General features: G+C 68.5%; 24 protein-coding genes and 1 pseudogene. 11 read left to right on the forward strand and 14 right to left on the reverse strand.

Annotated features, from left to right (window positions below; genetic code table 11):
• Nucleotides 1–19: 19 nt before the first annotated feature.
• Nucleotides 20–1477 (reverse strand): MFS transporter, encoded by a 1458-nt coding sequence (locus H074_RS25025; protein WP_039923340.1) that lies wholly within the window; start codon nt 1475–1477, stop codon nt 20–22.
• A gap of 86 nt (nt 1478–1563) precedes the next feature.
• On the opposite strand from H074_RS25025, the gene H074_RS25030 reads away from it, so the two are divergent.
• From H074_RS25030 to H074_RS25055, 6 genes are all read left to right on the forward strand, one after another.
• Nucleotides 1564–1950 (forward strand): MarR family winged helix-turn-helix transcriptional regulator, encoded by a 387-nt coding sequence (locus H074_RS25030; protein ID WP_007032860.1) that lies wholly within the window; start codon nt 1564–1566, stop codon nt 1948–1950.
• Between the two features lie 703 nt (nt 1951–2653).
• Nucleotides 2654–3082 (forward strand): hypothetical protein, encoded by a 429-nt coding sequence (locus tag H074_RS25035; RefSeq protein ID WP_007032861.1) that lies wholly within the window; start codon nt 2654–2656, stop codon nt 3080–3082.
• Nucleotides 3076–3291: a helix-turn-helix transcriptional regulator gene (locus H074_RS25040; protein WP_007032862.1), complete on the forward strand. Its 216-nt coding sequence runs from the start codon at nt 3076–3078 to the stop codon at nt 3289–3291. The genes H074_RS25035 and H074_RS25040 overlap by 7 nt, the downstream gene beginning before the upstream one ends.
• Nucleotides 3292–3305: 14 nt before the next feature.
• Nucleotides 3306–4268, forward strand: a complete 963-nt coding sequence (locus H074_RS25045) for an NAD(P)-dependent alcohol dehydrogenase (protein ID WP_007032863.1) — start codon at nt 3306–3308, stop codon at nt 4266–4268.
• A gap of 82 nt (nt 4269–4350) precedes the next feature.
• Nucleotides 4351–5886: an alkaline phosphatase D family protein gene (locus H074_RS25050; protein WP_007032864.1), complete on the forward strand. Its 1536-nt coding sequence runs from the start codon at nt 4351–4353 to the stop codon at nt 5884–5886.
• Nucleotides 5887–6050: 164 nt separating this feature from the next.
• Entirely contained in the window at nt 6051–6392 is a 342-nt protein-coding gene (locus H074_RS25055) for a hypothetical protein (protein ID WP_007032865.1), read from the forward strand.
• 37 nt (nt 6393–6429) lie between these two features.
• Here the strand turns inward: H074_RS25055 and H074_RS25060 are convergent, their stop codons facing one another.
• The 3 genes from H074_RS25060 to H074_RS40775 all read right to left on the reverse strand — a co-directional run bounded on the left by H074_RS25060 (nt 6430) and on the right by H074_RS40775 (nt 8478).
• Nucleotides 6430–7293 carry an alpha/beta fold hydrolase gene (locus H074_RS25060; protein WP_007032866.1) on the reverse strand — a complete coding sequence of 288 codons (864 nt, stop codon included), beginning with the start codon at nt 7291–7293 and terminating at the stop codon, nt 6430–6432.
• 28 nt (nt 7294–7321) lie between these two features.
• The gene (locus tag H074_RS25065; protein ID WP_235096869.1) at nt 7322–8146 is read right to left on the reverse strand and encodes a GAF and ANTAR domain-containing protein; all 825 of its coding nucleotides are present in this window, start codon (nt 8144–8146) and stop codon (nt 7322–7324) included.
• Between the two features lie 182 nt (nt 8147–8328).
• On the reverse strand, nt 8329–8478 hold the full coding sequence (locus H074_RS40775; protein WP_161630696.1) for a hypothetical protein: 150 nt from the start codon (nt 8476–8478) through the stop codon (nt 8329–8331).
• A 131-nt stretch (nt 8479–8609) separates the two neighbouring features.
• On the opposite strand from H074_RS40775, the gene H074_RS25070 reads away from it, so the two are divergent.
• The gene (locus tag H074_RS25070) at nt 8610–10043 is read left to right on the forward strand and encodes a PP2C family protein-serine/threonine phosphatase (protein WP_007032868.1); all 1434 of its coding nucleotides are present in this window, start codon (nt 8610–8612) and stop codon (nt 10041–10043) included.
• 6 nt (nt 10044–10049) lie between these two features.
• Here the strand turns inward: H074_RS25070 and H074_RS25075 are convergent, their stop codons facing one another.
• The 4 genes from H074_RS25075 to H074_RS25090 all read right to left on the reverse strand — a co-directional run bounded on the left by H074_RS25075 (nt 10050) and on the right by H074_RS25090 (nt 15098).
• The gene (locus H074_RS25075; protein ID WP_007032869.1) at nt 10050–10604 is read right to left on the reverse strand and encodes a cysteine hydrolase family protein; all 555 of its coding nucleotides are present in this window, start codon (nt 10602–10604) and stop codon (nt 10050–10052) included.
• Between the two features lie 313 nt (nt 10605–10917).
• On the reverse strand, nt 10918–12099 hold the full coding sequence (locus H074_RS25080) for a cysteine desulfurase-like protein (protein ID WP_007032870.1): 1182 nt from the start codon (nt 12097–12099) through the stop codon (nt 10918–10920).
• 81 nt (nt 12100–12180) lie between these two features.
• Nucleotides 12181–14166, reverse strand: a complete 1986-nt coding sequence (locus tag H074_RS25085) for a WD40/YVTN/BNR-like repeat-containing protein (protein WP_007032871.1) — start codon at nt 14164–14166, stop codon at nt 12181–12183.
• Nucleotides 14167–14294: 128 nt separating this feature from the next.
• Complete coding sequence (locus H074_RS25090; RefSeq protein ID WP_007032872.1) at nt 14295–15098, reverse strand: sulfite exporter TauE/SafE family protein; 804 nt, start codon at nt 15096–15098, stop codon at nt 14295–14297.
• 90 nt (nt 15099–15188) lie between these two features.
• Between H074_RS25090 and H074_RS25095 the strand changes: the two genes are divergently transcribed.
• A complete protein-coding gene (locus H074_RS25095; protein WP_007032873.1) occupies nt 15189–15962 on the forward strand; it encodes an AraC family transcriptional regulator in 774 nt (257 codons plus the stop codon).
• 187 nt (nt 15963–16149) lie between these two features.
• On the opposite strand, the gene H074_RS25100 is transcribed toward H074_RS25095, so the two are convergent.
• Nucleotides 16150–16965, reverse strand: coding sequence for a DUF1206 domain-containing protein (locus tag H074_RS25100; RefSeq protein WP_007032874.1), 816 nt, complete (start codon nt 16963–16965; stop codon nt 16150–16152).
• 116 nt (nt 16966–17081) lie between these two features.
• Nucleotides 17082–17492 (reverse strand): hypothetical protein, encoded by a 411-nt coding sequence (locus tag H074_RS25105; RefSeq protein WP_007032875.1) that lies wholly within the window; start codon nt 17490–17492, stop codon nt 17082–17084.
• A gap of 129 nt (nt 17493–17621) precedes the next feature.
• Between H074_RS25105 and H074_RS41670 the strand changes: the two are divergent.
• Nucleotides 17622–17741, forward strand: a pseudogene (locus tag H074_RS41670) (dihydrofolate reductase family protein); the annotation flags it as partial.
• A 32-nt stretch (nt 17742–17773) separates the two neighbouring features.
• Here H074_RS41670 and H074_RS25110 read toward each other — a convergent pair.
• Both H074_RS25110 and rlmN read right to left on the reverse strand, forming a co-directional pair.
• Entirely contained in the window at nt 17774–18079 is a 306-nt protein-coding gene (locus H074_RS25110; RefSeq protein ID WP_007032876.1) for a hypothetical protein, read from the reverse strand.
• A 32-nt stretch (nt 18080–18111) separates the two neighbouring features.
• Nucleotides 18112–19218 carry a dual-specificity RNA methyltransferase RlmN gene (gene rlmN / locus H074_RS25115; protein ID WP_007032877.1) on the reverse strand — a complete coding sequence of 369 codons (1107 nt, stop codon included), beginning with the start codon at nt 19216–19218 and terminating at the stop codon, nt 18112–18114.
• A 176-nt stretch (nt 19219–19394) separates the two neighbouring features.
• On the opposite strand from rlmN, the gene H074_RS25120 reads away from it, so the two are divergent.
• Complete coding sequence (locus H074_RS25120) at nt 19395–20018, forward strand: PadR family transcriptional regulator (RefSeq protein WP_007032878.1); 624 nt, start codon at nt 19395–19397, stop codon at nt 20016–20018.
• On the opposite strand, the gene H074_RS25125 is transcribed toward H074_RS25120, so the two are convergent.
• Nucleotides 19952–20803, reverse strand: coding sequence for a class I SAM-dependent methyltransferase (locus H074_RS25125; protein WP_039923342.1), 852 nt, complete (start codon nt 20801–20803; stop codon nt 19952–19954). The two genes, H074_RS25120 and H074_RS25125, sit on opposite strands and share 67 nt — an antisense overlap.
• A gap of 116 nt (nt 20804–20919) precedes the next feature.
• Here H074_RS25125 and H074_RS25130 point away from each other — a divergent pair, with 116 nt between their 5' ends.
• A complete protein-coding gene (locus tag H074_RS25130; protein WP_007032880.1) occupies nt 20920–21765 on the forward strand; it encodes a VOC family protein in 846 nt (281 codons plus the stop codon).
• Between the two features lie 40 nt (nt 21766–21805).
• On the opposite strand, the gene H074_RS25135 is transcribed toward H074_RS25130, so the two are convergent.
• Nucleotides 21806–23317 (reverse strand): carboxylesterase/lipase family protein, encoded by a 1512-nt coding sequence (locus H074_RS25135; RefSeq protein WP_007032881.1) that lies wholly within the window; start codon nt 23315–23317, stop codon nt 21806–21808.

The following is a 23317-nucleotide window of genomic DNA, read 5'->3' on the forward strand; positions in this document are numbered from 1 at the left end:
GGGGCACTTCACCCCCTGATCATTCGGCCGCGGCGAACTCCGGTTCGGCGACGGCGGAGCGGGCTTCGGCCTTGCGCAGGCCGACGACTCCGGACAGCGCCACCAGGACACTGATCACGGCGATGCCGGTGACGACGGTCAGCGCGGGCGCCAACCCGTTCAGCAGCGCGGCCGGGCCGGTGGCGCCACCCGCGTTGCCGGTCAGGACCGCGGTCACGACGGCGAGGCCGATCGCGCCGCCGACCTGGATCGACGTGTTCAGCAGGCCGCCGGCGAGGCCCTGCTCGTCGTCGGAGATCCCGTTGGTCGCCTGGATGTTCAGCGAAGAGAACGCCAGCGTGAAGCCGATGCCCAGCAGGACCATGCTCGGCAGCACCGAACCGGCGTAGCTGGAGGTCTCGTCGATCCGCAGGAACAGCGCGTAGCCGATGACGTGGGCGACGACGCCCGCGAGGATCGTGCGCGAGGTGCCGAGCCGGTCGATCAGCGGCTCGATCTTCGGCGAGCCGAAGGCCACGATCAGCGCGGCGGGCAGGAACCCGAGCGCGGTCTGGAGGGCGGACCAGCCCAGCACGGTCTGCAGGTACAGCATCACGACGAACTGGAAACCGATGTAGGCGCCGAAGAACGTCGCGCCGCCGAGATTGGCGCGGGCCAGCGGGCCGGAGCGCAGGATGCCGAGCCGGAGCAGCGGGTGCTTGCTGCGCTTCTCGATGATCACGAAGGTGACGAGCAGGGCGAGCGCGAGAGCGAACGAGATCAGGGTCCGCGGCGCGGCCCACCCGATCTCCGGCGCCTCGACCACGGCGAAGACCAGCAGGAGCGAACCGGCGGCACCGGTGATCGCACCCGGGAAGTCGTAGCCGCCCCCGGTCTCGGGCCGGTAGCTCGGGATCAGCTTGACCGCGGCGGCGAACGCGGCGAGCGCGATCGGCACCGGCAGCAGGAACGTCCAGCGCCAGCCGACCTCGGTCAGCAGACCGGAGAACACGAGGCCCGCGGAGTACCCGCTGGCGCCGAACACGGCGAAGATGCTGATCGCCCGGTTACGGGCTGGGCCTTCGTGGAAGGTCGTGGTGATGATCGACAGGGCCGCCGGCGCGGTGAACGCGGCCGCCAGCCCCTTGATGAAGCGGGTGGCGATCAGCAGCGCGCCATTGTCGACGAGGCCGCCGAGCAGCGAAGCGAGCGCGAAGACAGCGACGGCGACAAGGAAGACCCGGCGCCTGCCGAGCAGGTCGGCGGTGCGCCCGCCGAGGAGCAGAAGACCGCCGTAGCCGAGGACGTAACCACTGACGATCCACTGCAAGGCGCTGGTCGAGAGGCCGAGTTCGGCCTGGATGGACGGGAGGGCGACGCCGACCATCGACACGTCGAGCGCGTCGAGGCCCACGACGGTGGACACGGTGAGCAGGACACCCCAGAGGCGCGCGTCCCACCTAGTCGAGCTGGTGGACAGCTGCACGGAAGAACTCATGATCCGTACAGTACATGCACACGCATCTAATGCAAGCGCATTTAATGACTTTGCATAAAATTCACGTGCATGCTATCTTGGGCCGCGTGAGCGACGTCGCCGAACAAGACCTGCTGCGGGAGTGGCGCGAACTGTCCGCCCGGCACGCGGCGGTCTTCGGTCGGCTCGAGTGCCGCCTTCAGGAGCGCCACGGCCTCGGCGTCACCGAGTTCGAAGCCCTCGAACGACTGGTGACCTGCGTCGTCGGCAAGTGCCGCGCGGCCGATCTGACCGAGGTCGTCCACTTGAGCCAGAGCGCCACCTCACGACTCGTCGCCCGCCTCGAGCGCGAGGGACTCGTCCAGCGCGCGCTCTGCGAGTCGGACCGGCGAGGGATCTTCGTCGTCGTGACCGACGAGGGCCGCCGACGCTACGAAGAGGCGAAGCCGACGCACCGGGCGACCCTCGAAGAAACCCTCACCGTCGACGCCTGAAGCCCGGCCGGGCGGTCGACCCAAGTACATGATGGCCCCCTTCCTTGCGCCTAGCGCAAGGAAGGGGGCCATCATGTACCGCTCACGGCCTTCACGCGGCGCCGCCATGACTGCTGGTGCGCCTGGCCGCAGATGCCGTTCGGGTGTCCGTGAAGGCCTCCTTCCCTACCCTCAAGGTCAATGCCAGGAACTTAAGCGGCAGTGCCCGAGATTTCTCCGACCGTCCATAAAGGACGCCCGCCGCGTCGAATTGTCCGATTGGGCATCATTTGCCCGTGCTCTCGAGTCCGTGAAGGCCTCCTTGAGGGACTCAGAGTCCCTCAAGGAGGCCTTCACGGATCCACCAACCGCGTCGGCGAACCATCACCGCCCGAACAGGCGGTATTGCTGGAGTCGAACTGGGCGAACATGCCTGAAACGCGACCGCTCCACCGGCCTTAAGTTCCTGGCATCGACCCTCAAGGTAGGCAAGGAGGCCTTCACGGACACGCCACTCGACACCGTTGCCGTACCCCTCAATAGAACCGTCCCTACCACTCACGAGGCCCGGCCGATCCACTCCCCCTGTGAAGCCTGACCCATCGCCCGTCGTCGCCACACAAGGACGGCACGGGGTTTTCCGTTATGCGGCCGGGGAAGTCGTGGATCGCGTCGGAGTAAAGAATGTTTGACATGGTGTCTAGAACTCTTTACTTTGGATGTCGTGGCACTGGAAGAGAAACGCGCGTGGATCATGGCGGTGGTCACGGTCTTCGCCTACGCGGCATACCTGATCGTCGTTCTCCGCCGGGCAAGTTCCGGCCCGCTCGTCGACGTCCCTTACGTGACGACGTTGTTGTGGACGGTCGGGGCGGCCATCGTGGCCTCGATCGTGCTGCACATCGGCGCGGCGATCGCCGCGCCGCGTGACGCCGGCGGCAAAGACCAGCGCGACCGCGAGATTAGCCGGTTCGGTGAGCACATCGGACAATCGTTCGTCGTGCTCGGCGGTATCGCGGCGCTCGTCATGGCGATGGCGGAACTGGACCACTTCTGGATCGCCAACACCGTGTACCTCGCCTTCGTCCTGTCCTCACTGCTCGGCTCGATCGCGAAGATCGCCGCCTACCGCTGGGGATTCCAGGCATGGTGAAACCGACCAAGGTCACGAACTCCATCCGCGCTCTGCGGTTCACCAAGGGCGAAATGACCCAGGCGGAACTAGCGGACCGGATCGGCGTCACACGCCAGACGGTGATCGCCATCGAACAGGGCCGTTACTCGCCGTCCCTGGAGATGGCCTTCCGGATCGCCCGGGTGTTCGGCGTCGGGCTCGACGACGTTTTCCACTATCCCGACTAGGAAATGAGGCCGCCGTGAAGGCGATCGTCCAGAACGAGTACGGCACCACCGACGTCCTGGAGCTGACAGATCTGCCCCGGCCCGAAGCGGGGCCCGACGGTGTGGTCGTGCGGATCCGGGCGGCGGCGGTCGATCCCGGAGTCTGGCACCTCATGGAGGGAACGCCGTACTTGGTGCGGTTGATGGGTTTCGGGGTACGGAGACCGAAGACCCGCGTCCGCGGGCTGGACTTCGCCGGTACCGTGCACGCCGTCGGCGCCAACGTGACGCGATTCCGCCCCGGCGACGAGGTTTTCGGCACCTGCCGAGGTTCCTTCGCCGAGTACGCACTGACCACAGTGGACAGAATCGCCCGCAAGCCCGAGCGGCTCGGCTTCGACGAAGCGGCGGCCGTCCCCATCTCCGCTTACACCGCGCTCCAAGCGCTTCGGGACAAAGGGCGGGTCGCACCCCGGCAGAAGGTCTTGGTCATCGGCGCGGGAGGTGGCGTGGGCACCTTCGCGGTGCAGATCGCCAAGGCGTTCGGCGCCGAGGTGGACGGTGTGTGCGGTACGGGCAAGGTCGACCTCGTCCGCTCGCTCGGCGCGACCCGGGTCTTCGACTACACGCGTGAGGACTTCGGGGGCGGCTACGATCTCATCCTCGACACCGCGGGCAACCGCTCGCTCACCTCGCTGCGCAGGTCTCTTACCCCGCAAGGGACTCTCGTCATCGTCGGAGGTGAGGGCGAGGGGAAATGGATCGGCCCGGTCGGCCGCAATCTGCGGGCACTGTCGCTCGGACCGTTCGTGAAGCAGAAGCTCCGCGGCCTGTTCTCCACGGAGAATCAGGACGATCTCCAGACGCTGCGCGCGCTCGTCGAGGCGGGGAAAGTGAAGCCGGTGATCGACCGTACCTATTCACTGGCCGAGGTGCCCGAAGCCATCCGCTACGCGAGCAAGGGGCACGCTCGCGGCAAGGTCGTCATCACCGTCTGATGTTCGTTCTCGCGTGGGCCCCCGGTCATCTCTGCAGTGTTCGGTGTCGGAGAGCGATTCCGCCGAGCCGAGGAGACCACCGATGTCCGTCGACCGCCGGGACCTGTTGCGAGGCGCCGCCACCGCCGGTGCGCTGGGGCTGGCCTGGCCGTTGAGTTCGCGGATGACGGTCGCGCAGGCCGAGGAGGCCGCGGTGGCGCTGGGCGCGACCTGGGACGAGGCGCCGTTCACGCTCGGCGTCGCGTCCGGCGACCCGGTCCCGTACGGCGTCGCCCTCTGGACCAGGCTCGCGCCGAAGCCGATGGAGTTCGAGCAGCCACTGGACGACACCGTCGAGGTCGCCTGGGAGGTCGCCACCGACCGCGGGTTCCGCCGCCGCGTGGCGCGCGGGACGACGGCCGCCACCGCCGGGGCCGGGCACAGCGTGCACGTCCCGGTGTCCGGCCTGGAGCCGGGCTCGCGGTACTACTACCGCTTCCACGCGCTCGGCAAGGTCAGCCGGGTCGGCCGCACCCGCACGGCGCCGGTCGGGCCGGTCCGGCGGGTGCGGTTCGCCTCGGCGAACTGCCAGGCGTTCCACGACGGGTTCTACGCGGCGCACGCCGGGATCGCGCGGGAGGACCTGGATTTCGTCGTCCACCTCGGCGACTACGTCTACGAGCACGGTCAGGTCGGAGGGAACCCGCTGCGCGACCACGAAGGCCCCGAGGTGCTGACCCTGCCGGCGTACCGCCGGCGGCACGCGCTCTACAAATCCGACCCTTCGTCGCGGGACGCCCACGCGGCCCACCCCTGGTTCATCACCTGGGACGATCACGAGGTCGTCAACGACTACAGCGGTACCACCCCGTCGTTGCGGGCGCGTCGCTCGGCGGCGTACCAGGCCTGGTTCGAGCACATGCCGGTGCGCCCGGACCACCCCTCGACGCCGAGGATCCACCGGCAGCGCCGCTGGGGCGACCTGCTCGACCTGTCCATTTTGGATCTCAGGCAGTACCGGTCGGCACAGAACCTGCCCGACGGCACGATTCTCGGCGCGGACCAGAAGGCGTGGCTCAAGGACCAGGTGACCGGCGCCGGCGAGGCGTGGCACTGCTGGGTGAACTCGATCATGCTGAGCCAGCTCGCGAAGCCCGGCGGCGGCTACATGTTCACGGACCAATGGGACGGCTTCCTCGCCGAACGCAAGGAGGTGCTGACCCATGTGGCCCAGAGCGGCCTCGAAGACCTCGTGGTGATCACCGGCGACTGGCATTCCGCGTTCGTCGACGACATCCGCCCGGACTTCGCGGATCCGGCCACCCCGGTGATCGGCACGGAGTTCACCGCGCATTCGGTCACCTCCGGCGCCTACTCCCCCGAATGGAACGCCACGAACGGGCCGAAGATGGGCGCGGCGAACCCGCATCTCAAGTACTTCGAGGGCGACCGGTACGGCTACGACGTCTACGAGGTCGCCCCGCGCCGCTGGAGCACGCACATGCGGGTGATCGGCGACCGGCGCGACCCGCGTTCGCCGGTGAGCACCCTGACGACGTTCCACGTCGACCGCGGCAGGCCCGGGTCCTATGAGGACCGGTCCACGGTCACGTCGCCGGCCCACTACCGGCGACGCTAGGCCAAAAGGGGAGCCGGGAACTCAGAAGAGGGGCGGGCGACGCTCTTTCGGAGCAGCGCGGTTCACCGCACGCGTTCTCGTTTCACCTGCCCGATGAATTCACGACAATTCTTCCGTGCGGCTAATCTGGGCTTTCCATTGGGAACGAGCCGCGGGAGAAAGCAATGAAGAAGAAAATCGCCGCTTTAGTCATGGCCGCCTTTTCGGCGGCCGTATTCTTGGCCGCCTCACCGGCCTCCGCGGCGACCGAAGACCAGTTCCCGCCCTACGGCTGCGACAGCAACCGCTATGGAATCCTCTTCGGCGAGGGCATTTCCACGACCTGTTTCTCCTTGCCGAGACACTCGGAAACCTACCGGGTGGTTGCCCACTGCGCGTCCGGTTCCTCCTTTTGGTACACCGTCGGGTTCTGGGTTCCGATCGGGTTCGGCCCTTCGACGGCGGAATGTCACGGCGCACTGCTTTCGAACGCCTACGTGGCCGGATATCACGTAGACGACTTCTAATATCAGAATGAAACGATGTCGATCTTGACGGCGCGTTTCAGCGTCCGCTCCCGGCTGGTCCCCACCGGCCCACTTCCGCGGTGAGCCACCGATGCAGGGAGAAGGCCAGTTCGACCGGCGCGTCGTACTGGATCAGGTGCCCGGCATCGGGAATGACGTCCAGGAGGGCACCGGGAATCGCGTCGGCCAGCCGCTCCGCCCGGTCCACCGGGATCCACGTGTCGTCGGCACCCCAGATCACCTTCACCGGCAACGCCAGTTCGGGATAACGGTCCTGGACCTCGTCGGTGTACCGGACGTCCGCCTCGGCGATCTGCCGGTAGAAGGCGCGTTGCCCCTCCGCGTCCAGCCAAGGCCTGGTCAGTGTGGCCAATTGCGCGCCGGAGAGACCACGATGGGAGGCCGTCCCGATGTAGGACTCCAAGGCACCTCTGTGCACCACCGGGGGCTGCGCCTGGAAGACTTCGGCGTTCTCCGCGACGAGCCGGAAGAATTCCGAACCCCATGGCCGCAGCGCGACGACGTCCACCAGGGCGAGCGAGGCGTACTCCGCGCCATGCAGCAGCTTCGCGCGCAGCGAAACGGCCCCGCCGTAGTCGTGGGCGATCACGTGCGGGGCCGTCAGCCCCCAATACCCGAGCAGATCGGCGAAAAGCTCGCCTTGGACACCGAGGTCGACGGCGTGGCCGGGTTCCTTCGAGGAACGGCCGTACCCGGGCATGTCCCAGACGTGGACGGCGAACTCCTCACTGAGCGCTCGCGCGAAAGGCGCCCACAGTTGCGCCGACCACGGTGTTCCGTGACACAGCACCACCGGGGCGCCTTCGCCGAGGCGTTCCCACGCCACCGAACGGCCACGCCACTCGAACGTCCGCGACAACTCCAGCTCGCCGAAACCCATGATCGCGATCGTAGTGGCGTCCGCCCGCTCAGTCGGGTAGTTGCAGTTCCGTATGCCGCTTGGAGAGCATCTCCGCCAGTTCCCGGAGTTTGACGTTCATGTTCTGCGACGTGTGCCGCAGCACCTCGAACGCCTCCGCGGCGTCGATCCCGCGCCGCGCCATCAGGATGCCCTTGGCCTGCCCGATCGCGTCCCTGCTGTCCAGCGCCTGCTGGAGCTGCTCCTCCTGGAGCTGACCGCGTGTGACCGCGTGCGTGGTCGCCAAGGCCAGGGACGCGTGCGTCGCCAGAAGCAGCAGCACGTCGCGGTCCGCCCTGGCGATGCCGTGCGGACGTCGCGAGTAGACGTTCAGCGCCCCGGAAAGCTGCGAACTCGACGCCTCCGGCAGCAAGGCCGTCGAGACCAGCGAGTGGAACCCGAGCGCCGCGGCGGCGGGGCCGAAACGGGGCCAGCGAGCGTCTTCGGCGAGGTTGTCGCTGAAGGCCGCCGCCGGTCCCGAAATCCGCGCCGCTTCGACGCAAGCCCCCTCGCCGTACTGATATTGCAGCTGGTCCAGTTCGCCGGCGATCTCGTCGGTCCGCACCGGCGTGTGGAACCGTCCGTCGGGATCGAGGAGGGTGACGCTGACCAGATCCGCGCCGGGAACCAGATCACGCGTCGCGAAGACCACCCGTTCGAGGACCGCCGCGATCGAACCGGAATCCAGCAAAGCCCTGGTCAGGGACACGAACTGGTTGACCAGTGGCCCGGCGAGGAGCCGGGCGCCGTTCTCGGAGGTCACCGGCAGTTCGCCGTCGCCGGCATCCTCGACGAATCGGTTCTTGTCCTGCTGCCAGTCGATTTCATCGGCCAAAGCCCGCCTCTCCCACTTCTGCACATCGGCGTGATGCACCACGGGAGTCACCGGCGGGAACCGGCGCCGAGCGCGCACCATCAACCGCCGCAACCAACCCGGTTATCGGCGGATCGGCGCTAACTTCTCAACGCTCAGAACCGCTTTCGGAAGCCGACTTTAGCCGAATGCGATCACCCCACCTACCGCGACCCACGTTCGGCCCGTCCCGGATCGCCTCCACCGGTCACGCCGGCGATGAACCGTTCGGCCACCTGGCGTAATTCGACGTTCTCCCGCCGGAACCGGACCGGAGTCGACCGATCGTCACTCTGACGTCGTGGCAGTGTCATGCCCACCGGCTCCTGTCACTCCATGGCGCGCCTCCCGTCCTCTCCGACGAGGTACTCGATCGCGCGGCGCCTCATGTTTCACACGGGGTTCTGGTTGGTATCCAGGGTCAGGTGTCATCGAGACCCCGGGGGTGATCACTGTGTCCTCGTTCCAGGCCGAGGAGCAGCGACGGATCGTCGCGGCCTGCTTCGCGCGGACCGGACTCACGATGGAACAACTGTGGTTGAGGTATTTCGCGCTGGGCGGTGATGTCAGCGAAGGCGGGTTGGAGGCGTACCTGCAGGGACTGCTTCCCCTGCCCAGGATCCAGCGGGACATGGTGGCCCACGCGGTCAACGAGCGGCTCGACGAACTCTCCGGCGTCCGCCGGGCACCGTACAGCCGGGAGGCCGGTGCCGACGGCCGCCCTCGCGGTCTCTTGGCCGCGCTGGTGGGGCTCCTCGACGGCGCCCACCGCGTCTCACCCGAGCGGCTGCCCGGGATCATCGTCGCCGCGGGCCGGGCGCTGGACCTCGAGATAGGCGTCTATCTCGCCGACTACGACCAGCGGCAGCTCATCCCGCTTCCCGAGTCGGCGCCCGGCCGCGTACCGCTGGCCATCGAGACCAGTACCGCCGGCCAGGCGTACCGGCACGCCGGCATCATGCTGGCCGAGGAATCGGGCGGACCGCGGTTGTGGGCGACGCTGCTGGACGGCGACGAGCGCATGGGCGTGCTCGAGGTCGCAGCCGGCGCGGACATCGACCTCAACGACCCCGTACTGCGCACCCAGTGCCAATGGCTCGCGTCGCTGTCCGGCCACCTCATCGCCGCCGCGATGCGCTACGGCGACGGCCTCGACCTGCCGCGGCGGCGTCGACGGCGCGGCCCCACCGCGGAGCTGCTCTGGCAAAACCTGCCCCCGTTGACGGCGGCGACACGCGACGTCATGGTGGCGGGTGGCGTCGAGCCGGCCTACGACGTTCGCGGCGTCGCTTTCGACTACGCCCTTTCCGAAACGACGGCGTGGTTGGCGATCTTCGACGCGGGCCGGGACACCGAGTCCGCGGGCGTGATGGTCTTGGCGGCGCTCGCGGCCTACCGGTCCGCCCGTCGCGACGGACAGGACCTGCGCGGCCAGGAGAGCTCTGTCGACAAAGCGCTTTCAACGCAGTTCGGCGACGGCGCCACAGTCCGCGGCACCCTGGCCGAAGTGGACCTCACCCACGGCGGCCTGCGCCATCTCGAAGCGGGAGGGGAAGCACCGCTCGTGCTCGGCGCCGGACACGAGCCGGCCACAGTGGACAGTGCACGGCGATCGCCGTTCGGCGCCGGAGCGCCCGGGCGTATCGAGACCGCCCGGCTCCGGCCCGGAGATCTCCTCGTCCTGTACACCGAAGGCCTCTCGGACGCGCGTGCCGCCGACGGCGAACGGTTCGCGCTCGCCGGATCCCTGGACGCCAACGCCGGGCACGTACCGCCCGAAATCGCCCGTCGCGTGCTCCAGGCGGCGAAGTCCCACTGCCACAACACTTTCACGGGTGACGCCAGCCTGCTGATCACTCGGTGGCAGAACAGGCCGTGAAGCGGTTCAGCCGCTGAAATCGACGTCTCCGGTCTTGACCGTCCCTCCCTTCCGGCCCGGCGCGGTCTGAAACCGCCAGTACCGATTCGTGTGTGCGATGACCAGTTCCGGCGCGAGCCCTCCCCACGCCGTCTTGTCCACGGTCGTGTGCGCGTCGCCGACCAGCGTCGCGTCGTACCCGCGGACGATGGCGCCGTGAAGCGTCGAACGGATGCAGGCGTCGGTCTCGGCCCCGACGACCACGAGCCGTCCGACACCGCGTTCGGCCAGCACCTTCTCCAGATCGGTGTCCTCGAACGAGTCCCCGTAGGACTTTTCGACGAGGGGCTCGTCGTCGTCGCGGTCCAACTCGCCGACGATGCGCCATTCTTCGCTCCCTCGCACGAGTTCATCGTCGGAATGCTGCACCCAGACGACCGGGACACCTTCCCGTCGCGCCCTGCCGACGAGACCGGCGATGTTCGCGACCACGGCGTCGCGCTCGTAGCCCTCGTCCACGACGCCGTTCTGGACGTCGACGACGAGGAGCGCGGTGTTCGGCCGGTTGTCGAGAGTGGTCATGACGGATGTCCCTCCTGGTCAGGCTGCTGCGGCAGACCCTAACCCGGACCACCGACAAGAACCGGCGATCAAGCTCCCGGAACGGCCGGCGCCTTCGCGTTGCGCCGGACGTCTTCATCCAGGCTTTGGCGCCGTTCGAGATCTCGTAGTCGGGCGGATCGTTGACTTCGGGGCAGGGCTGGATCGCGAGCGACCGACCGGAAACGCATTGCGAACCTCCCGTGGTCGATCATGAGCGAGCGGTAGTACGGCCCTCGGCGACGGCACGGAAATCCGCCCTGTTCGAGTTACGCTCGACTGTCCACTGTGGTCTTCACCCGAACGTCGAAAGCCCGTCCAGCAACCTGTCGACGTCCTCGGTGCTGGTGTACGGCGCCAGTCCGACCCGGAGGGCCGGATCCTCCAGTTTCAAGGCCGCGAAGACTTCATAGGCGTAGAACGAACCCGCTGGGGCGACGACCTTCCTTTCGGCGAGATGCCGTTGCGCCTCGCGCTCGCGGCCGCCGAGGCCCATCAGGACGGTCGGTGTCCGGTCGGCCGCCTTGCAGTGGACGGTGACGGCGTCGCCCAGTCCCTTTTCCAGTCTGGTGCGCAACGTGCTTTCGTGCTCGTGCAACGAGTTCATCGAGTTCGCCAGCCGTTCCCGCCGTGTTCCGGCCGGTCCGGGGTCGAGAGCGGCGAGGAAGTCCACCGCCGCCGCCGCGCCCGCGAGGATTTCGTAGGGCAGCGTGCCGAATTCGAACCGTTCGGGCACGGTGTCGGGCGACGGCATGAGCTTGTCCGGCTCGACGGTTTCGAGGAGGGCGGGCGACGCACCGAGAACCCCGCAGTGCGGGCCGAGGAACTTGTACGGCGAGCAGACGAAGAAATCCGCTCCCAGCGCGGGAACGTCCACCAGATCGTGGGCGGCGTAATGCACTCCGTCCACGAACACCAGTGCCCCGGCGTCGTGGGCGAGATCGGCGATCCGGCGGATCGGCGGCTTGGTGCCGAGGACGTTCGAAGCCGCCGTGACCGCGACCAGCCTCGTCCTTTCGGTGAGGACGAGGGAAGCGAGGTCGAGTTCGGTGGTTTCGGGGTCGATGTCGAGCCAGCGGACGGTCATCCCGGCTCGTTCGGCGGTCTGGACCCACGGCCGGACGTTGGCGTCGTGATCGAGACGACTGACGACGATCTCGTCGCCCTCACGCCAGCTTTTGGCCAGGTGCCGGGAAAAGTCGTACGTCAGCTGGGTGGCGCTGCGGCCGTGGACGACGCCTTCGGCCGGCACGCCGAGGAAGTCGGCGTAGGCGGCGCGGAAGGCCGCGACGGCGTTCTCCGCGTTGAGTTCGGACGGGCTGACCTTGCCCCGGTTCGACAGTGGACCCGTGAGTGTCCCGGCGATGGCTTCCGCCACGGGCCGGGGTGTCTGGGTACCGGCGGGCCCGTCGAAGAAGGCGGTTCCGTCGGCGAGGGAGGGGAAGTGGAGCCGGAGGGCGGCGACGTCGATGGCCATGCCCTCGACTCTGACACCGGCGGGGGACCGAAGTAAACGCTTCGTGGCCGGAACTTTCTCCGGCTACGAAGCGCTTCGGACTCAGTACAACGTCAGCCGGTACGCGCCGGACTGCGTGGTACCGGCGAACAGGTACCGGCCGTCCGCGCTGATCGTCAGGGAGAGCACCCTGGGATCGGGCAGCGCGCCGGGCAGGGGCGACCAGGTGCGGCCGAAGTCCGTGCTGCGCAGCACGCCTTCCCCGGTCGTACTGCTCGCGAACCACACCCGGAAGTCGAACGGATGCGGCAGGATCCGGCTGATCTCACGAGGGTTCTCGCCGTCGCGAACCCGGCGGAACGTCCGGCCGTCGTCCTCGCTGAGCAGGATGCCCGCGCCACCGACGAGGACTCGGCCGCCGCCCCATCGGCTGACCGAGATCGAACTGACCGGTTCGTCGGAGACGTGGGTCCAGGTCTTGCCGCCGTCATCCGACCGGGACAGGCCGCCGGAGTCCCCGCCCCAGACCCGGTTCGCGTTCCACGGGTCACCGGCGAACGCGATGAACCCGATGTCGGTGGTGAGCTTTTCCCAGGTCTTCCCGGCGTTGTCGCTGCGGTAGAGCACGTAGCCGCTGGGAGCGAAGGCCGAGACGAAGAGCCTGTCCGGGTCGGCAGGATGCGCGAAGATCGTCCTGGGAATGCCTTCCTTGGCCTTCGCCGCGAACTGCCAGGTGCGGCCGCCGTCACCGCTGCGGAGCACGTCGAGCGCGAATCCGTTCCGGGTGACCTGCCAGACCACGTCCGGGCGGCTCGGCGAGACGGACAGGCGCGCGTCCTCGTGCAGCCGGTCGGTGGGGTGCGACTGCCAGACCCTGTCCGTCGCGGAGACCTTGCCGCGCGGGAGCGGGGTGTTGTAGATCTCCTGCACGCCCGCCGCGACGACGCTCTCGCGCAGGAGGTTCCCGGTGGCCACGAGGTCACGGATGGATTCGCCGGGTACGCCGATCTGCTGATACCCGCTCTTGCCGCCGTCCGCGTAGACACCGCGGTAGAGGGAGGAGATCAGTGTGGTGGCGGGTTTGCCAGGTACGGCGGGGAGGTCGATCATGTCGCTGACGCCCTCGCCCGGCGCGGGCACCGGTTTGCGGGTCCAGGTGCGGCCGAAGTCCGAGCTGACGTCTATGTCGTTATACGTCGAGACGTACAGGCGTCCGCCGACAAAATGCGGTTCGCGCAGGGTCTGCCCGCCGGGATCGCGCCGCAGCACCGTCCAGGTCTTGCCTCCGTCGGTGGAGCCGTGCAGTTCGGGGCCGACCGTGACCACGAACCGCTTGCCGTCCGAAGCGACCTGATTGATCTCGCCGTTGGTCCGGTAGACGAGTTCGGCCCGCGGCTCCTTGCCGCTGACCCCGCGGACAACCCACAGCGCGTACTCGGGGTAGACCGTCGTGAAGTAGGCGTCGTCGCCGGCCATCGTGAGTTTGAGCGCGCCGACCGGCGCGGCGATCCCCTCGCGCGGCCAGGTCCTCGGCACGTCGTTCCAGTACTCGCCGCCGTCGGTGCTGACGCTCAGCGAATCGAGGTTCTGCACCACGACGACCCGGCCCGTCGGATCCGTGGCCATGCCGAACGCGCCGTCGGGGTACCACTCGCGCAGGGTCTCCCAGGTCTGGCCGCGGTCGGTGGTCCTCAGCAGCAGACCGCGCCACTCGCCGAGCAGGCCCGCCGGTTTGTTGCCCACCGCGAGCATCCGGTCCGGGTCGACCGGATCGACGAAGAATCCCTGGATGGCGGTTTCCGCCGGTAGTCCCCGGCGCGCGGTCCACGAGGCGCCGCGATCGCCGGAGAGCCACAGGGCGGGCGGGCTGGGCTGCATCATCGCGAGCCCGGCCGCCGACACGGCCAGCAGACCGCCGACGCTGTTCGGGCCGACCGGTTCCCACCCGCCGCGCGGCAGGCCGGTCGCGTTGACGTCCGCGGGCGGCGACTGGGGTTCGGCGGTGGCCACCGACGTCGCCCCGGTGGTCCCGAGAACCGTCAGCAGCCCGAGAACGAACATGCGTTTGGTGATCGATCTCAGTTTCATGCGGGAGATCTTGGCGCAAGATCCCCAAAAGGTATAGAGGATTCGTCGGATCTTTGCCTGGCGATAACCCCTTGCCATGCCGCGAACTCCCTGTCAAGTGCTTGACATCGCCGGTACTCATCGGATCACTAGCGGACGACGATCGCGACCAGCGCCGCGGCGAGCAGGGTGAGATACGCGATGGCGTGGGCGTGATCCGGGATCCGGCCGACCACCCGGCGCGTCACGGCGATGGTCGGCAGCGACCCGCACAGCAGCGCGCCCGCGGCCACCAGGTCGATGTAGCCGAGGTGAGCGGTACCCGAAGCCGTGCCCGTCGCCGCGAAGGCGTAGACGGCCGTGCCGATCATCGCCACCGGCAGGCTCAGCGGATTCGCCAGCGCGGTCGCGTCGGCCATCGGCAGGCCCTTGCGCCGCATGAGCGGGACGGTGAGCACGCTGCCCCCGACCCCGAGGAAGCTCGCCACGGCACCGATCCCGGTCCCGCCCGCGGTGGTGGTGATCCCCCCGAGCGCACGCGGCCGGCTGTCGTCCCGCCTGCTCACGAACCCCTTCCGGGCCACGCTGTCGGCGATGGTCAGTGCGAGATAGGCGACGAAGAGCCAGCGCAGGACACTCTCGTCGGCCACGGTGGCGGCCGAGGACCCGAGCACGGCCCCCAGACCGATGAAGGCGATGAGCGGCCACAGGTAGTCGCGGCGAAGCCGCCCCGTCCGCCGTTGGGCGAGGGTCGCGCTCCCGGCGTTGACCACCATCACCGCGGTCGACGTGGCCACCGCCACGTGCATCGCGCCCAGGGCGTGTTCCGGATCGGCGAGCGCGAAGGCGTAAACGACGGGCACGGTGATGAATCCGCCGCCGAATCCGAAAAGGACGGTGGTGACGCCGCTCAGGCAACCGAACCCGAGGAGCACCGAGATCTCGATCAGCACTCCCTCGACGGTAGGCGTTCCCGGCACGGCGGGCATTCGAAAGTGCGCCAGTTTCTTTCGCCGATCAGACACACAGCGTAGCCTGGTGGGGTGCGTGACATCCCCATCGACGAGGTCGACCACCTCGACCGGGCGGTGGTGGCGATCCGCACCGATTACCCACCGGGGCACCGGATTCCCCCGCATCGGCACCGGCGGGCGCAGTTCCTCTACAGCGCGACCGGATCGATGCGCGTCGAAACGGCCGACGGCACGTGGACCATCCCGACGCGACGGGCGGTGCTCGTCCCGCCGGAGACCGTCCATCAGGTCTTCACCACGACCGTGAGCACCCGGAGCCTGTACATCGAGCCGAAGGCGGTGCCGTGGTTCCCGCACCGCTGCCAGGTCGTCGAGGTCTCCGCGTTGCTCCGGGAACTGCTGAACGAGGCCGTCGGCGTGCCGGGCCTGTACACCCCGCGCGGGCGGGACGCCGCGGTCATCGGCCTGACCCTGCACGAGATCCGCCGATCCGCCCCGGTCCGGCTCGACCTCCCGCTGCCGAAGCACGAACGGCTGCGCGCCCTGTGCGAGTCCTTTTTGGACGCTCCGGACATCCACGATCCGGTGAGCGCCTGGGCGGCCCGGCTGCACGTGAGCGAGCGGACACTGAACCGGATCTTCACCGCGGAGACCGGGATGGGTTTCGCCCGCTGGCGGCAGCGGGCCTGTGTCCTGCATTCCCTGTCACTGCTGTCGGACGGCCGTCCCATCGCCGGGATCGCCGCCTCGCTCGGCTACGAGAGCCCTGCCGCGTTCTCCACCATGTTCACCCGGCTTCTCGGCGCCTCGCCGAGGGACTACCGCGCCGCGTCGTCACTCTGAACGCCGGTGTCTCGAAGTGAGAGTTCATCGCATGAGCAAGAACGTACTCGTCACCGGTGCGGCACGAGGAATCGGAAGGAATCCGGAAGGGACAGGCGATCGAGAAGTACTCGAACCTGATCCACCTCGGCCGGGTCTCCGTTCCCGAGGACGTGGCGGGATCCATCGTCCACTTCGGACAGGGTTTTCACGCACGCTGGGCTCGTGCCGCCCCGACGCAGTACACACCGAAGGCCACGACCCCGACGGCCACCACGATGAGCAGCACCGTGCCGAACGGCTGAGCGGCCAGGGTTCGCAGGGCGGCGTCGAGCCCGCCGGAGCGGGACGGGTCGTGCGTCAGCGCCGCGTATCCGACGAGCACCGCGACCACGCCGAACACGACACCCCTTGCCACGTAACCGATCCTGCCGAGCCGCTCCACCCACCGCCGGGTCCCCGACGGGAGCTTCGCGAGGTCGAGATCCTGCACGAAGGTCCGGCGTATCCCCTTCACCACCGAACCCACCGCGACGCCGAACACGATGACGGCCACCACGATCACCAGGAACGGCCCGGCGGGCAACCCGAGCAGCCACGCGGTGAACTCCTGCTGCTTCTGGTCGCCGCTGCCCTGCTCGCCCGCGCCCACGGCGACTTTGGCGGCGTAGACACCGAGCGAGATCCCCACCACGCAGCGCACTCCGGACGTCATCCGCTTGACGGTGCGCTTCTTCTGCTCGTCGATCCACGTGTAGCCGACGGCGGCCAGCAGTGCCTGCCACAGGCCGTACGCGACCAGCCCCACCGCCAGAACCCACAACAGCACACCGCCCACCGGGGTCGAACCGACCTCGGTGATCGCGCCACGTCCGTCGGCCTCCTGGCCGCCACCGCCGACGGCGATACGCACCGCCAGGTACCCGATGAGCAGGTACACCAGGCCGTAGCAACCCATCCCGACCCGTCCGAGCACCTGGACGGCCTTGTTGTGGCGCACCTGTCTCGCCTTCGTCACGGACATCCGGCCCACCTCCTTCGAGTCTTCATCGAGTGTCGCGGCCGACGGCGATGACCGCCGCGTGACTGGTCCGTCCGGCCCAGCGCGAGGCGGGAACTCTCGTAGTGCGCCGAGATCGACTAAGCGGAGAGCCAGTCGCCGGTGCCGCGGTGCCTGCCCAGTCCGACGGCGTCGAACTCGTCGAAGTGGGCGCCCTTGCGCACGCTCAGCCGCCGAAGTGCCCGGGAGATCGGACTGCCGTAGGCCGGGGTGGGTTCGTCTTCGGCGAGGTGCAGCGGACCGAGGACCGTCTCGCCGCTCTCCCACACCTGTGCGGCCTGCGTCCCAACACCGCCGAAGTACTCGGCTTCGACGTACGCCACGGCCCCGTGCTCGGAGCACTTGGCGAGCAGCCCGGTGTCGAACCGCGTCTCGGTCACCGGCATCAGTGACAGGTTCTGTCCGAGCGACACGAACCGCGCGCCTTCGACCGAATCGAGCAATCGGCTCCGTGCGGACTCGGTGACAATGACGGCTTTCAGGCAATACATGCCCGCATCCTGCCACTTCGCCGTCCTGCGAAGAATTTCCCCGGGCGATGTCGATCGGCGCCGGCTACGGCTCCCACACCGGCGATTGGGGCGGCATCTGCCGGCGACGGTGGTGTCGACCACGCTGCGGGAGCCGGCTCGATCTTCCAGGGCGCGGCCGACTTCGACCTCGAACTGCTCGAGAGCCGGACGTTCGACGGGCGCATCCAGGAGCTCGTCTACCGGCCCAGCCCGCACAGGTCGAGCTGACCATCCACAAAGGACGGTCGGGTCGATCGGGCCTACGAGGTGATGGACGCGTCCGCCGGACGGCGGTGAGAGCCGAGCCAGGGCGCCAGCAGGGCCTCGAGGTCGGCGTCCGACAGCGCATACGGCCCACCGTGGAACTCGTGCCACCGCGAAGCGTCCCGCGCCGCCGTGTACTCCACCTCGAACGCCCGCATCAGGACGTACATGAAGGTCACCGAGCTGAACCGCTCACCGAGCAACGTCCGGGCCTCGCGCGCGACACCTGTCGCGCCATGGCCGATCACGTCCGCGAGCTTCAGCTCCTCCGCAGCCGGGTCCAGCAGGCTGGGGGCATACATCACGACAAAATCTCCATCACTGAAAGGAAAAATCAGTTCTCGGCGGCGAGCTGACCGCACGCCGCCGCGATCTCCTGACCACGCGTGTCACGCACCGTGCACGCCACTCCGCCCGCGTTCACCAGCCGGACGAACTCCCGCTCCACCGGCTTCGGTGAGGCGTCCCACTTGCTTCCCGGCGTCGGGTTCAGCGGGATCACGTTCACGTGCACCAACTGGCCCAGGTGCTGACGAAGCCGCTTCGCCAGCAGCTCGGCACGCCAAGGCTGATCGTTGACGTCCCGGATCAGCGCGTACTCGATCGACACCCGGCGACCGGAAGTGTCCGCGTAGTACCGCGCCGCGGACAGGACCTCGTCCACCGACCAGCGCTCGTTCACCGGCACCAGCGTGTCCCGCAACTCGTCGTCCGGCGTGTGCAGCGAAACCGCCAGCCGCACCTGCATCTTCTCGTCCGCCAGCTTGCGGATCGCCGGCGCGAGACCCACCGTCGACACGGTCACCGAACGCTGACCGATACCGAGCCCCTCCGGCGAGGGATCCGTGATCCGCCGGACCGCCGCCACCACACGCTTGTAGTTCGCCAGCGGCTCGCCCATGCCCATGAAGACGATGTTCGACAGACGGCCGGGACCGCCGGGCATCAGTCCGTCGCGCATCACGGCGGCGGCGGCGCGGACCTGGTCGACGATCTCCGCGGTCGACAGGTTCCGGTCGAGGCCGCCCTGTCCGGTCGCGCAGAACGGGCACGCCATGCCGCAGCCCGCCTGGCTGGAGATGCACAGGGTCGCGCGGTCCGGATAGCGCATCAGCACGCTCTCCAGCAGCGTCCCGTCGTGCGCGCGCCACAGGGTCTTGCGGGTGGTCCCGTCGTCACAGGCCAGCGCCTTGATCTCGGTGAGCAGCGTCGGCATCAGGTCACCGACGAGCTTCTCCCGCGACGCCGCCGGGATGTCGGTCATCTCCTCCGGGTTCACCGTGAGCCGCGAGAAGTAGTGGTTCGAAAGCTGCTTCGCGCGGAACGGCTTCTCACCCAGCTCGGCGACGGCCGCGGCCCGCTCGGCGGCGGTGAGGTCGGCGAGGTGGCGCGGCGGAAGGCCGCGCTTGGGCGCGTCGAAGACGAGAGGGAGGGCAGTCATAGCTACGCCAGTGTCCCATGTCCACCTCTGACAGCCCTGGGCCGCCCCGGATCGCTGTTCCCCAGGTCACCTGACCACAAGCCGTTGAGACCCAACTCACAAGAAGGAGGTTGTCGTCCGACTGTTTCCGATATATCGTGAACGAGTCGGAACATTACGTAGAGAGGATTCACATCATGCGACGACGACCTTTCCCTCCAGAACACGGCCGACCCGCCTTCGGGCCTTGGGCTCGCGGCGGCTTCGGCGATTTCCCCCCGGGGCCGGCCGGACCGGGCCACCGGCACCGGCACGGCCGTCGCGGTGGCCCAGGCGGACGGCGCGGCAAGCGCGGTGACGTCCGCGCCGCGATCCTGGCGCTGCTTTCCGAGCAGCCGAGGCACGGGTACGAGATCATCCGCGAGATCGGCGAGCGCAGCGGCGGCTTCTGGAAGCCGAGCCCCGGCTCGGTCTACCCGACCCTGCAGATGCTGGCCGACGAAGGCCTGGTGATCAGCAAGGACGAGAACGGCAAGAAGCTGTTCGAGCTCACCGAAGCCGGCCGCGCCGCGGCCGAACAGCAGGACGCCGTCCCGCCGTGGGAGCAGATCGCCCACGACGTCGACCCGGTCGAGGTGAACCTGCGCAAGGCGGGCGCGACCCTGGCCGCGGCGGTCGCGCAGGTCATGCACGCCGGCAGCGAAAGCCAGCAGGCCCGCACCGTCGACGTGCTCAACGAGGCACGGCGGACGATCTACGGCATCCTCGGCGAGGCGGAAGACGCCACCCCGGACGCGGCATCCGCCGAGGACACGGAGTGACCTGGCACGACGAGGCCGGTGGGCTTGGTACGCGTATGCACGCGATAGCCCACCGGCAGCGTCACCTGCTTCTCCCCCGAAGCTGACGAAACCTCGTTGAGGCGCCGGACCTCCGCGATCGCCTTGGCCGCGACCGGTGCGCTGAACTCGATCTTCAGCACCGCTTCCATCGCGGCGGCGTCCTCGAACAGCCACCGCGTCATCACCTTGCGGCAGTCGAATCCCTGACGGGCGAAGAACTTCTCGACCCCAGGCGGGTCGTAGTGCGGCAGATCCAGCCGCATCCAGCGTCCGTAGGGCTCGCTCGCCACATCGAGATCCACGATCATCATCAGCCCACCCGGACGCAGCACCCGCTCCGCTTCGCGAAGACCAGGTTCACAGCCGGGGCCGAAGAAGTACGCGGTGCGCGCGTGGACGACGTCGAAAGCCGCGTCCGGCAGGGGAAGCCGCTGCGCACGCCCTTGCCGCACTTCGACGTTCCTCAGTTCCGCCACCCGGTCCCGCGCGTCTCGCACGAGCGGCTCATGGGGTTCGATCCCGACCACCGACCGCGCCGTCGCGGCGAACCGCGGCAGGTGGAAACCGTCGCCACAGCCGATGTCGAGGACATCCGCACCGGACCACTCGCGATATCCGGCGAGTACGCGCCAGATGTCGTCATCGACGTCCTGCGCGCGGTTCTCGACCTCGTAGGCCTTTTGGTAGTACCAGATGTTCGGACTCGGCAGCACCTCCTCGCCGCCGCGGCGGAAGGAGGAGACGGCTCGGGGAAACCAGCGCACGGAAGCTCCAACGAAGGGACGCCAGGCCGGGTTCCGGGGTCGTCCGGGTCGAAATCTTTGACAGAAACAATGCGATCAGCGACTAGACTTTACTCCCACCGGTAAGGGAGAACCGCATGTCGCTCGGCTCGGCCGCCCACACTTCCGTCATACCTTCGGGAATCCCGTGCTGGATCGAGCTCGCGTGCAGAGACGAAGCGGCCGCACAAGCCTTCTACAGCGGGCTTTTCGACTGGGAGTGGACCGTTCGGCGTGATCCGGCGACGCCGACCGGCCGGTACTCGATCGCGACGCTGAACGGCGTCCCGGCCGGTGGTCTGTACCGCGCGGGCGCGGAAGGGCCGTCCGGCTGGAGTGTGCACATCTCGGTGCCCCAGGTGGCGGCCGCCGCCGAATGGGTGGACAGTCTCGGTGGCCGGGTCACGCTCGGGCCGATGGCGATCCCCCATCGCGGCAACATCGTCCACGCCGTCGACGCGTGCGGCGCGCACGTCGTCTTCTGGGAACCGCCCGCCACCTGGGAGTTCGCGACAGGGATGCCTAACACCTTCAGCGGCGCTGATCTCAACACCCACGACGGCGCGGCGGCGGATCACTTCTACTGCCGCCTTTTCAACTACACCAGCCACCAGATCGGCGACGGCGCGTCGCTCGACTACGCCGAATGGCTCATCGAGCACGAACCGGTGCTGTACCGGTACGTGATGGGCTCGGAATACCGGCCGGACACTCCCCCGCACTGGATGGTCTACTTCGAACTCGACCCGGCTCGCGGCGCGGACGCCGCGGCGGGGCAGGCCTTGATGCTCGGCGGTGCTGTCGTGGTCCAGCCCTACGACACCCCGTACGGCCGGATGGCGATCCTCGCCGATCCGGACGGTTCGGTGTTCGCCGTGATCGACCACTCCCGGGTCGTCGAGGGCTGGGGAACCGCCGAAGTCGACGATCCTTACGACGACTGAGCCGAAGAGCCGGAGCGACGACGTCGCCCCGGCTCTTTCGTCAGAGACCCGCCCAGAATCCGCAGTCGTGCACGGCCGCGAGGTCGACCGGACCGATCTCGCCCGGCGCCAGCGACTGCGTCCGCGGCGAGGGACGCCACTTCGGCAGTTCTTCGCCGTTCGGATCACCGGTGCGCGCGAACGCGGTCCAGTACCGGATCATGCGCGCCGCGAGGTCCTGCTGCGCGGGCGTCAATTTCGCCGGAAACGCGGTTGAATCAGACAAATAAGCCAGTTCGGTTCCATGGGCGGCACCGAGACTCATTCCCGGCGGAGCGGGGACAAGTGGCGGAGCGTCCCGATCGGCGAACTCGTAACCGAAGGTTCGCGTGCGCTCGCGCAGCAACCGCTCGGTTCCCACCTGCGGGCAACCCCAGATCCGGTCGGTCATCGCGTCCGCGAACGCCATCGCCGGACCGCCGTGCTTCGCAGACGGGTACCGGGCGGCGACGAGCGGCGCCTTCTCCCCGAACGCGGTCCGCAGCAGTTCCCGGTAATGCTCTTCGGTGAACGGATGCCCGGGGAACAGGGCGACGAACAGCCTCGCCTCGTCCCTGGTGACACCCGTCAGCACCGGCACGCGGGCGAAGTGGCCGGCCTTCAGAGTCTCGGCCGGATGCTCGGGCAGCAGGCCGGTGCCGAACGCGGGAGTCGCGAGCGGCTGGTTCACCAGGTCCTTGACCGGAAGTCGCCGGAGACAGGCGACGTCGGCGCAGCCGAGTTTCCCGGCCGCGTCGGCACCCATCGCTTCGACGTCCGCACGGGGCAGGTACGGCGAACCCGCGGGTACTCCGGGGAAGAACCCGCCGTCGGGCCAGGTCAGGGTGCACGGACCGCTCTGGATGATCGCGCGGTGGAACAGCCCCGCCGCCGAGGGGGAGGCCAGCTGAGCGCAGATGCTCATCGCGCCGGCGGATTCGCCGAACAGCGTGACGTTCCGGGGATCTCCCCCGAAGGCACGCGCATTGCGCTGCACCCAGCGAAGCGCGGCCTGCTGGTCTTGGAGGCCGAAGACGCCGGAGTCGCGGCCGAGTTCCGGATGCCCGAAGAAGCCGAACACACCCAGACGGTAGTTCACGGTCACCACGACGACGTCCCCGCCGAGGGCCATGCGCTTGAAGTCGTAGTCGCCGCCCGCCCCGGAGGTGAAGCTGCCACCGTGCACCCAGACCATCACCGGACGCGGCTTGCGCGTCGGCTTGGCCGGGCTGATCACGTTGAGATACAGGCAATCCTCGTCGTCGCTCGGCGCGGAACCGAGCCCCGCACCTTGCGCGCATCGAGGCCCCGGTTTGCTCGCGTCCCGCACCGCGGTCCACGGCTCGGGTCTCCGTGGCGGGGCCCAGCGCAGGTCGCCGACCGGTGGCGCGGCGAACGGAATGCCTTGGAAACTCCGGTATTCGCCGGTATCCACGCCGCGAACGGGACCGGAATCCGTGCGGACGACCGGGCTTTCGCCCGCCTCCGCCACGGTCGTCGTCAGGGCGCCGAGCGTCACCACGCTCAGCGCCAT

It is taken from the genome of Amycolatopsis decaplanina DSM 44594 (assembly GCF_000342005.1).
GTDB classification, from domain to species: domain Bacteria; phylum Actinomycetota; class Actinomycetes; order Mycobacteriales; family Pseudonocardiaceae; genus Amycolatopsis; species Amycolatopsis decaplanina.

What these genes read in the sequence shown, in the direction of transcription:
- H074_RS25085 (WP_007032871.1), bottom strand. Translation starts at nt 14,166, where the DNA reads ATGAAACTGAGATCGATCACCAAACGCATGTTCGTTCTCGGGCTGCTG.
- H074_RS25130 (WP_007032880.1), top strand. Translation starts at nt 20,920, where the DNA reads ATGTCGCTCGGCTCGGCCGCCCACACTTCCGTCATACCTTCGGGAATC.
- H074_RS40775 (WP_161630696.1), bottom strand. Translation starts at nt 8,478, where the DNA reads ATGACACTGCCACGACGTCAGAGTGACGATCGGTCGACTCCGGTCCGG.
- H074_RS25110 (WP_007032876.1), bottom strand. Translation starts at nt 18,079, where the DNA reads ATGTATGCCCCCAGCCTGCTGGACCCGGCTGCGGAGGAGCTGAAGCTC.
- H074_RS25050 (WP_007032864.1), top strand. Translation starts at nt 4,351, where the DNA reads ATGTCCGTCGACCGCCGGGACCTGTTGCGAGGCGCCGCCACCGCCGGT.
- H074_RS25105 (WP_007032875.1), bottom strand. Translation starts at nt 17,492, where the DNA reads ATGTATTGCCTGAAAGCCGTCATTGTCACCGAGTCCGCACGGAGCCGA.
- rlmN (WP_007032877.1), bottom strand. Translation starts at nt 19,218, where the DNA reads ATGACTGCCCTCCCTCTCGTCTTCGACGCGCCCAAGCGCGGCCTTCCG.
- H074_RS25080 (WP_007032870.1), bottom strand. Translation starts at nt 12,099, where the DNA reads ATGGCCATCGACGTCGCCGCCCTCCGGCTCCACTTCCCCTCCCTCGCC.
- H074_RS25055 (WP_007032865.1), top strand. Translation starts at nt 6,051, where the DNA reads ATGAAGAAGAAAATCGCCGCTTTAGTCATGGCCGCCTTTTCGGCGGCC.
- H074_RS25100 (WP_007032874.1), bottom strand. Translation starts at nt 16,965, where the DNA reads ATGTCCGTGACGAAGGCGAGACAGGTGCGCCACAACAAGGCCGTCCAG.
- H074_RS25025 (WP_039923340.1), bottom strand. Translation starts at nt 1,477, where the DNA reads ATGAGTTCTTCCGTGCAGCTGTCCACCAGCTCGACTAGGTGGGACGCG.
- H074_RS25120 (WP_007032878.1), top strand. Translation starts at nt 19,395, where the DNA reads ATGCGACGACGACCTTTCCCTCCAGAACACGGCCGACCCGCCTTCGGG.
- H074_RS25040 (WP_007032862.1), top strand. Translation starts at nt 3,076, where the DNA reads ATGGTGAAACCGACCAAGGTCACGAACTCCATCCGCGCTCTGCGGTTC.
- H074_RS25135 (WP_007032881.1), bottom strand. Translation starts at nt 23,317, where the DNA reads ATGGCGCTGAGCGTGGTGACGCTCGGCGCCCTGACGACGACCGTGGCG.
- H074_RS25075 (WP_007032869.1), bottom strand. Translation starts at nt 10,604, where the DNA reads ATGACCACTCTCGACAACCGGCCGAACACCGCGCTCCTCGTCGTCGAC.
- H074_RS25060 (WP_007032866.1), bottom strand. Translation starts at nt 7,293, where the DNA reads ATGGGTTTCGGCGAGCTGGAGTTGTCGCGGACGTTCGAGTGGCGTGGC.